Genomic DNA, 12,387 nt, shown 5'->3' with positions numbered 1-12,387 from the left:
ATACACTTTTTATTGATTTTTAAACATTGCAAGTGAATCTGACTATCATTAATACGTCCCAAGAATAGATATGTTTCATATCAGGAACCAAAAAAACAGCCAAACTTAATTGACTCCTTTCCGAACTTTATAAAAACCACATTAAGTTATTTTTCCTGCTGATCGCAATAGAAATGGATCGCTTCTTTAAAGAATGCTGCTAGTCCTTGCTGGTGTTTATCTATATTCTTTGTGAACCGGGGGTCAGCCACATATAAATCCCCCAGCCCGCGATATATATCCAGTGTGCAATCATAATAATGGTCAGTGATAAATTGGCGCCAATCTGCTACAGCCTGCTGTACTTCTTGAGCTTCTGGACCCTGGTCCATTCTGGCAATAAGCTGCTTATAAATTTCATCTGTCTTACTCTGGATTTCTGCCCAGTCTTCAGCTGAATATCCAGCAGTCCTCTTCTCTACGTTTTCGACGGTCTCTTTACCATACTTCTTCTTCGCTTCCTCGCTATATTTCTTCTGGTGTTCTTCTATTTCCTTCATGTTAAATCCTTTGAACATATCCCTATCTGCCATTTGATAGCCTCCTTCTATTGAATCAATTGTCCGTTTAACTGTCAGGATCATCTCTTCTAATCGCTTTTTTTTGGCTAAAAGCAATTCTCTATGTTTTTTCAAATTTTCTTTGCGGTTAAACTCCGGCCGTTCAATAATTTCCTTGATTTCTTGAAGAGAAAAGTCCATTTCCTTGAAAACTATTATTTGTTGAAGGCGCTCAAGATTCCCTTCTGAGTATAGTCGATACCCGGCATAGGTCAATGCTTCTGGTTTGAGTAAACCAATACGATCATAATGATGCAGGGTACGTACGCTCACGCCTGTTAACTCCGCAACTTCTTTTACTTTATACATTCCTCGATCACCTCCACATACCAATCTTAAACTATGACGCAGCGTCATGGTCAATATTTTTATTAGTAGCTTTTTTAAAATTAATTGAAGAAAAAATACATACACTTTAATAGCTTGTCCGGAGTAAAGCCTTATCTATATAATTGAATATGTTTGAAGAGGAATAACAGAACTAAGCAACTTTTTAATGGCATGGGGGATAAGCATGGACAAACTGGAGAAGTACATCGATAAAATTGCAGATCTTCCTTTAAAAGAGAGTTATTCTCGAGGTGAAATTTTAACATCGGATTTCCTGATGGCCAGGGAAAATAACATTGAGATTTACTATTGTACACATAACGAATATATCAATAAAAAGGCCAGGGTGTTTATAATAGGAATTACACCAGGATTTCAACAAATGAATAAATCGATTGCTGTTGCCCGTAAATGTCTGGAGGACAACATTTCAGTTGATGACATTCCTTTTATTTGTAAGCGTGAAGCACGGTTTTTCGGGATACTTCGCAAAAATATCACCCAAATGCTAGACGATTTAGGCTTGAACATAAGGCTGGAATTGGAAAGTTGTGAGGAGCTTTTTGGCGATAAGGATTTTTTGCTCCATACTACGTCTATGATTCCATATGCCGTCTTTGTCAATGGCAAGAACTATGGTGGACATAGCCCGAAAATCCTGAAAAATGATTTATTGACTCGTTATTTAGCAGAATACTTTGAACCCCAGGCTGCCGAACTTAGGGATTCATTAATTATCCCTCTTGGAAAAGGAGTTGAAGAAGTTTTATCCGTATATATACGGGAAGGCATATTTAAAAAAGAGAACATTTTATTAGGCTTTCCACATCCTTCAGGAGCGAATGGCCATCGCCTGCAGCAATTCAGGAAGAATAAAGAAAGAATGAAAGTTATTATTAAGGATTTTTTCCAAAAAAAATAAAAGACCAATGCTCTTGGTCTTTTAGACTCACTCAAATGGAATTTGTTCCTGATACGCCTTTTCGTATTTTGTTATCAGTTCCTCTTGATGTGCTTCACCGTTAATTAAAATGTCTCCATAAACCGGAACTACGGTATGCCAGTCATGTTCTTCATTCTTCCTGGATATGAATAAGTAGCTTTCTCCTTCCTTGAGCAGCTGGTCATTTTCCACCAGAATCAGGTTCTTCCCTTCATAACCACCTTGCTGGCTGACCGTTACCTCACCTTGCAATTCACCCTTGATGGTCTCTGCTACTTCCACTTTGAACTGCGTTTCAAGCATTCCTCTTTCTTCAGAAGTTCCAGACATCTTTGTGACTTTTCCAACAAACACATTGTCAGCCCATCCAACAAGCCTTTGTGGGTCAGTCACATCAAAAGCATGACTGGTTTGTACCGTTTGAATCACGGGATTTTCAGGAGGTTGATCAGAAAGCAATCCAGGACCGGCGATTCCCAAGGCAATGATCGCAGCAAGGCCGGGGGCTGCAAAGGCGAGCAATTTCTTTTTATTGCTTTTTCCTATCTCCGTTTTTGCCTTTCCAATCCCAATTCTGCTCCGGTCACTCAATTCTTTCGGTATTTCAATTTTATTCATTTCTGTTTGGATTTTATTGCTCATTTGCCTCATCTCCCTTCAAATCTTTGCGAAGCTTGCCCAATCCCCGGTACAATATTGTCTTTGCTGTACCTAGTGGTATATTCAATGTTTCCGAAACCTCTTTTAAAGTCATGCCTTGATAAAATCGAAGAAGTATTACACTTTTTTCTTCCTCGCGCAGCTCTTCAATCAATGCTTTTAAAGTAATTTCAGATGTTAAATCTTCATCAATCGCTCCGGAAATAAATTCATCAAAATCGGGCTTCAGCGGCACAACTTTTTTCCTTTTTCTAAGAATGTCGAGAGAACAGCTGATGGCTATTCTGATCAGCCATGACTTAAAGTATTTGGGCTCTTTCAGTTCTTTAATGGATTTGAAAGACTTGTACGCAGTTTCCTGTACAACATCCAAAGCGTCATTCTGGTTTTTGACATATATAAACGCCATCTTGTATAGATCTTGCTCATATTGCTGGAAAAGCTCGAGAAATGCTTTGTCATTTCCCTTCTGTGCTTTTTTTATCAACTTCAGCAATAGGTGCACCCCCTTGTTACCGTTCTTATTCATTAGACGGAAGATTCACTTATTTGGCTTTTAATTTTTTACAAAAATTTAATTAAACGGCTTTGTTAAATTTGGCTGTTGATTTTCGTTCCAGGCGCTTCGCTTTCCGCGGGCAGTCCGGGAGCCTCCTCGGCGCTTTTTGCGCCTGCGGGGTCTCCCGTGACTTGCTCATCCCGCAGGAGTCTTCGCGCCTTCCACTACAATCAACAGGAGCTTAAAATAACATTATTGGGTTTTAACAGAGTTAAACACCAAAAAACACCCATACTACAGGGTGTCTCGCTATAAAATCGCATATCTTCTCCATACATCTGGAAGCAAAGACTGATATTTATGCTGTAAATACCGATCATCGATCAATATAATCGTTCCTGTATCTTTTTCTGACCGTATCAATCTGCCGCCAGCCTGAAGCACTTTGTTCATGCCCGGATATACATAGGCGTAATCAAATCCATTTTTCCCTTCGGAGGAAAAATGCTGTTTGATCAAATCCCGCTCAAAGCCGATCTGAGGCAGACCAACACCCACTACCAATACACCATTCAGTCGATCACCCTTTAAATCTACTCCTTCTGAGAAAATCCCTCCCAGGACAGCGAAACCTACCAGAGAACCTGATCCGCCTGGTTTGAAAGATTCCAGAAACGCTTCACGTTCGGCCTCTCCCATTCCTGTTCCCTGAACAATAGTAGGTACCCCGTAATTGCCATGATTCCAGTCTTCCAACACCGAATTAAGATATAGATAGGAAGGAAAAAAGATTAGGTAGTTGCCTGGCTTGCTTTGAATGGTTTTGATTAATGTTTTAACTATTGGTTGTATCGAGTTTTCTCTATCCTTATATCTTGTTGATAAAGGATGGATCATTACCTGATTTTGTTCTTGTGAAAATGGAGAAGGAATTCTGACAACATAATCATCATCGTCTCCACCTAACATGTCACGGTAATATCCAATAGGACTCAAAGTAGCCGAAAAGAAAACACGAGCCTTAAAGCTTTTACCTGATTGCTTGATTAGATAAGAAGGATCAAGGCAAAATTGCTTTACTATAACCTCATTCCTTTGGACCTCTGCATATAAAATGAATCGGTCGTCGAACAGCTTGCTGATTCTTTGCCAATTCTGCGCCGCAAAATAGGTCTCAAGCAACTGCTCAGGATCCTCAGATCGATCGCTAAGAAGCTCCTTTTCTGCAAGGTCGATAAATTCCAATACCAACTGATTGAATTCCCCTAATGGTTCCTTAAACACCATTGTTTTTGAAGGTTCCGCATGCTTTTTTATTTCGATAAAGCAGTCATTTATTTGCTTGCAAATCCTATGTATGTTTTCGTTTTTCCCCTTAAATTCCCTTTTAAGCTGCAAAAATGCTGTCTTTTCTAAAGTGGATGAAAACATATCCCTTCCTCTGTCAACCAGGTTGTGAGCCTCATCAACAAGAAGGACAGTTTCTTTCTTTTGGTCATCGAATAAACGCTTCAACGAAACTTTTGGGTCAAATATATAATTATAATCACAAATGACTGTGTCAGCCGCGTATGCTAGGTCCAGAGAAAATTCGAAGGGGCAGATTTTATGTTTGAGGGCATATTGTTCAATACATGGTCTATTTAAAGAATTTTCATTTTTTAAGATATCGAGTATTGCGCCATTGATTTTGTCATAGTAACCGTCGGCAAACTCACAATGCTCCTTATTGCATATCCCCTGCTCAGTAAAGCAAACTTTGTCCTTTGCCGTTATGGTCACTGCTTTCATTTGAAGGCCATTAGCAAACAGTTGGCTAATAGCTTCCTCCGCTGTTTGCCTGGTCGTTGCCTTGGCAGTCAGATAAAAAATCTTTCCCAGGTGTTCCTCGCCGATTGCTTTAACAGACGGGAAAATTGTAGAAATGGTCTTTCCGATGCCAGTAGGAGCACTTGCGAAAATGGTCTTCTTTTCCTGAATGGTTTTGTATACCGATCCAGCAAGCTGCCGTTGCCCTTGGCGGTATTGAGCAAAAGGGAATGCCAACTCTTTTATACTCTGATTTCTATTCCGTTCATGCTTTAAACGCCATTTCCCGTAAGGAGCAAATGCAGATACCATGGTCAACATTGCTTCTCTTATTTCATCATAGGTCCGAGTCTTAATGAATCTTTTCACTTCACCGGAGGATTTCTGTACGTATGTAAGCTGGATATCGATACAATCCAATTCATGGTCCTCCATGTACATGTAAGCATAGCATTCTGCTTGGGCCCAGTGAGCCAGATTACTGTCTGCATTGATCATTTCAAGGCTTAAAGAGGTTGACTTAATTTCATCTATGGTAATACGTCCATCATTTACAAGAAGCCCGTCACAACGGCCTTCAATAATAAAATTAAGGTTTTCATATTCTATTTCAGTCTTTAGAGAAACTTCACTTTGATCTTGTTCGTTATATGTTTTCTGGACTTCACGATGGATTCGAGAACCTTCGGTAAAAGATGAAGCTGTTCGGAACCCGGATACGATACTTCCACTTTTGTATACATACTCAGCCAAAGTTCTCACCGATATCTTCATTACATTTTCCATCCACTCACCTGGCCCAATCTAAAAATTAATATAACTAATTATAGTACATATGTTCTAATATATCCATTCATATAAAAAGTCCGTCCCAGTGAAACCTGGAACGGACTAATATCTTACCAATGGCGAGTTATTTCAAGCAAAGTGTCAATCTCAATTGGGTTCAGTGTAAAACTCAGATCAGTTTCAGCAATTTCCGTTGTCTCTTCCAACAGCTCGTCAATATCCATGCTAAATGTTCCCATACCGAACCTCCTCTTTTATGCTGGACAGAATCTTTGTCCGGCTTCGTGAAAATAGTTCGTTTATTATATGAGGGTTCTGGGGGTAATTTAACAACGTGAAAATTTTCCCAAGTTTTGCAGATGATTGAGAAACTCATCGAAATATTAAGAGACTTAACAAAAGGGATTTGTTTCTAAGTAGCCAAGACAGCCTGGGATATACTCAGAGAAGGATATTGTCAAAATAAAAAAAGGCCAAAAATCGGCCTTTTTTTCTGCGGCTTAATATGGCGGCAGGATTGGTGGCATGCCGGACACAAGTACTCCCAGTGCCATTGCGCTTGTCATTAGAGCATACATTTTCTTTTTCATTTTACATTCCTCCATTGCTAATTTTTTCAATATATTTTACTGCTTGATCAAACCTACCTATATTTCGGTAATGGTTTGATAGCATTTTGTAAAAACAAATTAATTCTTCACTCTTTCCATCACTTTCCTCTAAATAAGGTATTACCTTATTCTCTGTGTAGGCAAGTGACTTTTCTGGAGAATCGAGAGCCATGATATAGTAATTTGAAAGTATCCTGTATTTCCTGTTATCCAGCTCTTTTGACAAATCGAATGACTCCTGAAAGGCATCTTTCGCTCTCTCATATTCTTTTAACTCGAAGTTCATTTCTCCAATAGTATAAATGGTAATTAGATAGTTTAAAGTATTCTTTGGTTGAAGAGATTTGCTTTTTTCGAGGAAGTATAAAGCCTCTTTAAAGTTATGAACCTTTTTCTGTAAATATCCCATATTATGATATATTTCTGGTAACATGCTCTCTTCATTCAACATTTCTGCATTCCTAATTAAATGTTTGAAATTTTCTTGGGCTTCATCGTAAATTTTTGTGTTAGTATAATTGATCCCAAGCAGCATCATAACGTGAAGAATTTTCTTGAAATTATATTCAAGCATAAATTCCTGCAGAGCAAGCTTTCCAAAATGGATTGCATATCCTGGTTCTTCTAATAGAGTTTTAGCTATTGCTCTGTGGTAAAGAATTTCTCCGCTAGCAATCTCTATTTTGGAATCCTTGCCAATGGAATCTAAAAGTTCATCTGCTCTTTTGTATGATCCCTTCTTTAATAACCATACAGCATACAGATAGGAAAATAAAGCCATCTGAGGTTGGGAAAATATTTTCTTCTGTTTATTCAAGAGTTCATATTGTATCTGTGCCTCTGGAATCAACCCTTTAAAAATCAAGTATCTAAATTTAGTTAATTCATATGTATGTAGATTCGTAGTAAAAGGGATAATCCCTTCAAATTGTTTCAATCTTTCCATCACTTCATCGGCTTCATCATTCAAAAAATAATCAATTTTCTCATTCAGCTCCGCCACTAGCTGTTTAATTTGATCTTCATTTTCAGTAATGGAAGAAAGGTTGACGCCAAGTCTTTCTAGCAAGAGGCCCATTGTTTCTTCATTGGCTTCCTTTGAATTGCTTTCGATCTTGCTTAAATGGGGAACTGAACATATGCCATTTGCCAGTTCCTTCTGTGTTAGACCTTGCTGAATTCTATAAAATTTAATGAGTGGTCCAAACTGCATACATTCACCTTCCGTTTTCTTTTAATCTACCATCTTTTTTAACTTTTTAAACAGTGCAAAAGTACTATTTTTTAAAAATTCTATATTTTATAAATTGTTTCTTCATATAGTACAACAAATAATGAAATAAAGCCACCCGGATCAATCAACCCGGATGGCTGGCATGGATGTGAGGTTGAATTACCTTACGCGTGGGAAACCAAAACCTGACGCGTAGTCATCGCCAGTAGCTGCCCCTGTTCCACCTTTAATGTCATATAGCTTCGCGCGTCTTTGAATTTCAGAACGAAGCTGAGAGTTGCTCCAAGTCTTATTCGCAGACCATAGTTTAGCCGCTAGGCCCGAGATGTGTGGCGTCGCCATTGATGTACCGCTCATTGTCGTATAGTTTCCATCTACAGATGTTGAATAAATTCCGCCTCCTGGTGCAGCTACTTCAACGTCCTTTTCCTGGATATAGTAGTCGCCGTCCGTATAAGGGTTTCCACGAGAAGAAAAGTCAGATACTTTATGTGTACCATTTACGAATGCATTATCCAGTGACGCTACAGCGATCGCATTTGTTAAGGCGCCAGGATAACCAATCGTGTTCGCGCTTGGTCCACTGTTACCTGCAGCTGCTACAACTAATGCACCTCTGCTGTATGCATAGTCAACAGCACTTGCAATCATGGAATCCTTGCCGCTAGAACCTAATGACATCGAGATGACAACTTTGGTTCCTGTACGAACGCCTTCATCCGCAGCATGACGGATTGCCCCCGCGATATCATCTGAGTATCCAGAACCATTATCGCCTAATACCTTATAGCCCCAAAGTTCTGCTTCCGGTGCTACCCCATACACTCCTGCTCCGTCGTATCCACCATTGGCAACAGCTGTTCCGGCAACATGTGTGCCATGGCCTTGTCTGTCGGTACAGGATCCATTGACCAGTGAAGAATACGACTGGGTGAAATCCTTACATTGTTCAACATTGTCAGTCAAGTCAATGTGATTGCGGTTGATCCCTGTGTCAAGGACGGCTACCTTGATGCCATTCCCGCCGCTTGTCGATTGTATATAGTTATCATTATAGATTGCTTGAATGCCCCATGGAGTCTGGTCAGATGGATAAGATGCCTGGGCGGTATAATCACCCTTGCCTTTACCGTTTCCATTCCCTTCTACCCGGGCGTCGATTGTATGGGTGCCAACCTGGGAAACTTCGATATTCTTATTTTTCAATAAAGCCTGATATTGCTTGCTGTTTACTTCTGTTGTAAATCCTTGATTGCCAAAGTCCCAGCGCTTGCCATATTGTTCTTTCACTTTTGCTTGTTCTGTACTCGGACCCTTAACTAAAACTCGATAAGTATCCTGGCTTTCTTGTACTCCTGCACCAAAAGCCCCTGTCGCAAACATCGAAACACCCATTGCTAAACTAAGTACTGCGGATCCGAGTATTCTCTTCTTCTTCATTCTTTTGCTCCTCTCACCTTTGAAAGTTTTACAGCTTGCCGGCTGCAAAAATAAGTATATTTTAAATTTTCAGCTAATATCAACAGATAACCGAGCCATTTGGATTGGGAAAAATGGTGTATAAAAACTTTGTATTGGCACTTACTTGGAATAGGTTTACCATTTCCATTTCCAATTCAAAAACCATCTCCCTGCTGGAACTTTAATTCGCTAAGACTGTTTTCTTCCATATATGTATCACTTACTAATACTAATGAAAGATACTGCTGGCATAAAAAAAAATGGTAAATCACCCTTCGGAAATATTGGGAAACCGATTGCTCTCACTAAGATATTTTAGGGAAAAAGACATTAGACACGGCAAAAAACACATCCCTCTGAAGTACCAAACAAAAAAAACACTCCGATAATTATTATCGAAGTGTTTTTCCTAAAAAGATTTATTAAATGCTTTGCTGAGAGTATTTAAAAAAGGCACATCTGGGACAGTTTTTGAATTATTAAGGTAAAAAGCATGATTCGGCTTTACCCCGATAATACATGGTTGAAGCCCCATCAACTGTAGTTCCTTAACAAGTGCAACGAACGCTTCGACGCCTTCGTTTGTTAAATTTCCGACACCATTAAAATCGAACAGGATCTCATGATAGCCGCCATCTTGTGATTTTTCCAATACTCTCTTTTCATTTTGGCTGACCATTTGATTATCCAGGTTCCCAAACAGAGGCACCAATGCTGTGTTTTTTGTTAACTTAATGAATGGGCAGGAAAGACTCTTAATCTCGAAAAGGGTTTTTTCCACCAGTTCTTTTTTTTCAAGCAGTTCAAGATTTGTATCTGCCAGCCGTTTACGGTGATTTTCAACTATACTTTCTAATTCTATAAGGCGATGGTCTTTTTCAATACAAATGATATGACCCCGCCCCTCATTCCAATTTACACTTAAGTCAAACAGCGCATATGGGGATTCTTTGGTTTTCATGATCAATTCACCTTCTGACCTGCCTTGCAAATTTCCCAATATGGTTTTTGTTTTACCCTGGCTTTCCCTGTCCACAAGGTCAAGAAAGTTTTTCCTTATATAAAATATTTCTGTGCTTGCTTGAGAAAAATCAAGGACATTATAGTCACGGTCTATTAAAAAATATGGTTGTGGCAAATATTTAAGATCCCGCATTTGATTTAACTCCATGCCTATGACGGTCAAGCCAATTATTTACGTCTTCCAGGTCTTTAAGGAAAAGCGTATTTTCCGAACCATATCGATCAAATTCATACTGACTTAACAGTCGCCCACCTACAATTACGGCTGGATGGTTTGGAAGCTCTTCCAATTCTTTAATATAAGGGCGAAGGTGCTCTGCATGGTAAAGAATTGAAAAAGAGAGGCAAATAGCATCTGGCTTCCATTCCTCAGCGGCTTTCTTGATATATTCCAGCTGCAGATTTGGACCATGGTATTTTGTTTCCCAACCATATTCAATGAACAGCTGGCTAGCCATTTTCAGACCAAGGTAATGCTGTTCATTTTCAACACAAAGAAACATCGCTTTTTTCCCAATGGAAGGAATCGGCTGATCTTTTCCCTTTTGCCAAATGTATCGTGCCAATAAATAATCACAGGTTGAAGTTGCCAGATGCTCATCGGCAACAGTGATTTTATTGGTCTCCCACAAGTGACCGATATGTCTCATTGCAGCAGTAATGATGTTTTCATAAATATATAAACTGTCTTTTGATGCTGTTATCTCGGCTTCTAACAATTCCCAGGAGGCATCTTGATGGCTCTCGAGTAACAGTTGTGCAAGCTCAATAGCCTTTTCCATGTCACCCCACCTCACTATTTTTACTTGCATCACTTGATAATGAATCAATCGCGCTTTCAAGCATGTGGATAAATACTCTCCTATGTTTGTCATCATTCGACTTTTCAAAAGCACTTATCAATCTTTGAAAATTATCAATAAGATGCTCTGTCTTCATCCCTCTTGAGGTCAGGATGCCATTTAGCCAATGGGCATAATCAGTGAAGTATTTTTCCTCATCCATGCTAGCAGCAGTTTGGAGATACTTTATATGATGCTCATTGTCCTCTTTGCACTTTTGTCTTCCGCGTTCTCCATATTTTTCGAACAGGATCGGATAATCCCTGTAAATCCCATCGGTAACTTCTTCTATAATTAAATCGTAATTCATTCAGCCACCACCTTGTATCGCCCGACTGTTGGGCGAATTGAGGCCAGTTCCTGGTCTGGATAATTTTTTTCAAGTTCATGAACTTTTTTATATGCGTCACTCGTAATGTACTTTACGTAATTTCCCTTTGTATCCCAGCAGATTTGTACGGTCAACTCTGAAGGTTTTTGTTCATTTTGCAGCAAATGAAAGGAAATGAATCCTTCATACTCATCTACCAGTCTGGATCTTTTTTGATAGATGCCAATCACTTCATCAACCTTGCCTTCTGGTATGTTCACAGTTGAATGAACGATATACATACTCCATTTCCACCTATTTCCCTTTGAGACATAGTACAATTATACATATCTAGGAGTATCCATTCAAATTAACTACTTTCACAGTAGAAATAGGACTTCACTATTAAAAAAACTTGTATTTTTCTAACTTTTAAAATATTATACTTAAAAGCTTTGAAAGGGAGAAAATGGTATGATTAGAAAATTAAAAGCAAGTGATAACGATAGGGTTATGGAGTTTTTAAAAGAAGAAGCTGCATTGAACCTCTTCATAATTGGTGATATAGAGGCGTTCGGATATGATTCTGATTTCCAGGAGCTGTGGGGTTTTTTTGGAGAAGATCACGATTTATCTGCGGTTTTGCTTCGGTTCCACAACTCTTTCATACCTTATGCTAAAACCGGCACAATACCCGTGAAAGAGTTTTCCAAGATTATAAAGGCTTACCCAGATAAAATTTTCTTATCTGGAATAAGTGATTTAGTTGAAAAATTCGAGAATATACATGGGATCGATCTTGGCAAAAAGCAAGTGACATATTTCGCCGAATGTAATACTGATAAGTTTTTGGAGCAAACAGAATTTGAAATTAAACAAGCAAATACTGAAGATGTGGATCGAATAATCGAATTAAGAGCTGGGATTGAAGAATTTCACCCAAACCCGAATGCACGTGAAATATTGCGGCAATCTATGGAAACAGGTACCGGAAGAACCTATTACCTTGAGCAGGATGGTCAGATGGTTGCTTCAGCTTCCACGGCTGCTGAAAATTCGATGTCTGCTATGATCGTGGGGGTATGTACGCACAACGATTATCGCCGAAAGGGACTTGCAACCGCTGTGATGCAAAAACTTTTCAAAGACGTCATGGATGAAGGAAAGTCTTTATGCCTCTTTTATGACAACCCTGAGGCAGGCCGGATATATAAGCGGTTGGGCTTCGTGGATATCGGGTTGTGGACCATGTTCCGGTAAAAAAAATAAAGCTGGAT

At 39.1% G+C, this 12,387-nt stretch carries 13 protein-coding genes; 2 read left to right on the top strand and 11 right to left on the bottom strand.

Annotated features, from left to right (window positions below):
- Window positions 1–146: 146 nt before the first annotated feature.
- Entirely contained in the window at window positions 147–908 is a 762-nt protein-coding gene (locus J7E37_RS09725; protein WP_215023764.1) for a MerR family transcriptional regulator, read from the bottom strand.
- A 205-nt stretch (window positions 909–1,113) separates the two neighbouring features.
- Between J7E37_RS09725 and J7E37_RS09720 the strand changes: the two genes are divergently transcribed.
- Window positions 1,114–1,851, top strand: coding sequence for a uracil-DNA glycosylase family protein (locus J7E37_RS09720; RefSeq protein WP_215023762.1), 738 nt, complete (start codon window positions 1,114–1,116; stop codon window positions 1,849–1,851).
- A gap of 27 nt (window positions 1,852–1,878) precedes the next feature.
- On the opposite strand, the gene J7E37_RS09715 is transcribed toward J7E37_RS09720, so the two are convergent.
- The 10 genes from J7E37_RS09715 to J7E37_RS09675 all read right to left on the bottom strand — a co-directional run bounded on the left by J7E37_RS09715 (window position 1,879) and on the right by J7E37_RS09675 (window position 11,412).
- On the bottom strand, window positions 1,879–2,514 hold the full coding sequence (locus tag J7E37_RS09715; protein WP_215023760.1) for a hypothetical protein: 636 nt from the start codon (window positions 2,512–2,514) through the stop codon (window positions 1,879–1,881).
- Complete coding sequence (locus J7E37_RS09710) at window positions 2,504–3,028, bottom strand: sigma-70 family RNA polymerase sigma factor (protein WP_251009590.1); 525 nt, start codon at window positions 3,026–3,028, stop codon at window positions 2,504–2,506. Before J7E37_RS09710 ends, J7E37_RS09715 begins: the two co-directional genes overlap by 11 nt.
- A 312-nt stretch (window positions 3,029–3,340) precedes the next feature.
- The gene (locus J7E37_RS09705) at window positions 3,341–5,626 is read right to left on the bottom strand and encodes an ATP-dependent DNA helicase (protein WP_215023758.1); all 2,286 of its coding nucleotides are present in this window, start codon (window positions 5,624–5,626) and stop codon (window positions 3,341–3,343) included.
- A gap of 113 nt (window positions 5,627–5,739) precedes the next feature.
- Window positions 5,740–5,868: a hypothetical protein gene (locus J7E37_RS22250; protein ID WP_285290315.1), complete on the bottom strand. Its 129-nt coding sequence runs from the start codon at window positions 5,866–5,868 to the stop codon at window positions 5,740–5,742.
- Window positions 5,869–6,220: 352 nt separating this feature from the next.
- Window positions 6,221–7,453, bottom strand: a complete 1,233-nt coding sequence (locus J7E37_RS09700) for a helix-turn-helix domain-containing protein (protein ID WP_215023757.1) — start codon at window positions 7,451–7,453, stop codon at window positions 6,221–6,223.
- 180 nt (window positions 7,454–7,633) lie between these two features.
- Window positions 7,634–8,914, bottom strand: a complete 1,281-nt coding sequence (locus J7E37_RS09695; protein WP_215023755.1) for a S8 family peptidase — start codon at window positions 8,912–8,914, stop codon at window positions 7,634–7,636.
- Window positions 8,915–9,344: 430 nt separating this feature from the next.
- Window positions 9,345–9,896, bottom strand: coding sequence for an STAS domain-containing protein (locus tag J7E37_RS09690; RefSeq protein WP_215023753.1), 552 nt, complete (start codon window positions 9,894–9,896; stop codon window positions 9,345–9,347).
- 181 nt (window positions 9,897–10,077) lie between these two features.
- Window positions 10,078–10,740, bottom strand: a complete 663-nt coding sequence (locus tag J7E37_RS09685) for a cobalamin B12-binding domain-containing protein (protein ID WP_215023751.1) — start codon at window positions 10,738–10,740, stop codon at window positions 10,078–10,080.
- A 1-nt stretch (window position 10,741) separates the two neighbouring features.
- On the bottom strand, window positions 10,742–11,110 hold the full coding sequence (locus tag J7E37_RS09680) for a hypothetical protein (RefSeq protein WP_214781479.1): 369 nt from the start codon (window positions 11,108–11,110) through the stop codon (window positions 10,742–10,744).
- On the bottom strand, window positions 11,107–11,412 hold the full coding sequence (locus tag J7E37_RS09675; protein WP_214781477.1) for an antibiotic biosynthesis monooxygenase family protein: 306 nt from the start codon (window positions 11,410–11,412) through the stop codon (window positions 11,107–11,109). The genes J7E37_RS09680 and J7E37_RS09675 overlap by 4 nt, the downstream gene beginning before the upstream one ends.
- A 172-nt stretch (window positions 11,413–11,584) precedes the next feature.
- Between J7E37_RS09675 and J7E37_RS09670 the strand changes: the two genes are divergently transcribed.
- Window positions 11,585–12,370: a GNAT family N-acetyltransferase gene (locus J7E37_RS09670; protein WP_214781475.1), complete on the top strand. Its 786-nt coding sequence runs from the start codon at window positions 11,585–11,587 to the stop codon at window positions 12,368–12,370.
- The last annotated feature ends 17 nt before the right edge of the window (window positions 12,371–12,387 follow it).

The sequence above is a fragment of the Bacillus sp. ISL-39 genome, assembly GCF_018613295.1.
GTDB lineage: Bacteria > Bacillota > Bacilli > Bacillales > Cytobacillaceae > Mesobacillus.
The sequence above is the reverse complement of the archived record's forward strand: the minus strand, read 5'-3'. Positions and strand labels throughout refer to the sequence as shown.

Excerpts from the sequence above, each read along its gene's own strand:
- J7E37_RS09725 (WP_215023764.1), bottom strand. The coding sequence starts at position 908 with ATGTATAAAGTAAAAGAAGTTGCGGAGTTAACAGGCGTGAGCGTACGT.
- J7E37_RS09720 (WP_215023762.1), top strand. The coding sequence starts at position 1,114 with ATGGACAAACTGGAGAAGTACATCGATAAAATTGCAGATCTTCCTTTA.
- J7E37_RS09715 (WP_215023760.1), bottom strand. The coding sequence starts at position 2,514 with ATGAGCAATAAAATCCAAACAGAAATGAATAAAATTGAAATACCGAAA.
- J7E37_RS09705 (WP_215023758.1), bottom strand. The coding sequence starts at position 5,626 with ATGGAAAATGTAATGAAGATATCGGTGAGAACTTTGGCTGAGTATGTA.
- J7E37_RS22250 (WP_285290315.1), bottom strand. The coding sequence starts at position 5,868 with ATGGGAACATTTAGCATGGATATTGACGAGCTGTTGGAAGAGACAACG.
- J7E37_RS09700 (WP_215023757.1), bottom strand. The coding sequence starts at position 7,453 with ATGCAGTTTGGACCACTCATTAAATTTTATAGAATTCAGCAAGGTCTA.
- J7E37_RS09695 (WP_215023755.1), bottom strand. The coding sequence starts at position 8,914 with ATGAAGAAGAAGAGAATACTCGGATCCGCAGTACTTAGTTTAGCAATG.
- J7E37_RS09690 (WP_215023753.1), bottom strand. The coding sequence starts at position 9,896 with ATGAAAACCAAAGAATCCCCATATGCGCTGTTTGACTTAAGTGTAAAT.
- J7E37_RS09685 (WP_215023751.1), bottom strand. The coding sequence starts at position 10,740 with ATGGAAAAGGCTATTGAGCTTGCACAACTGTTACTCGAGAGCCATCAA.
- J7E37_RS09680 (WP_214781479.1), bottom strand. The coding sequence starts at position 11,110 with ATGAATTACGATTTAATTATAGAAGAAGTTACCGATGGGATTTACAGG.
- J7E37_RS09675 (WP_214781477.1), bottom strand. The coding sequence starts at position 11,412 with ATGTATATCGTTCATTCAACTGTGAACATACCAGAAGGCAAGGTTGAT.
- J7E37_RS09670 (WP_214781475.1), top strand. The coding sequence starts at position 11,585 with ATGATTAGAAAATTAAAAGCAAGTGATAACGATAGGGTTATGGAGTTT.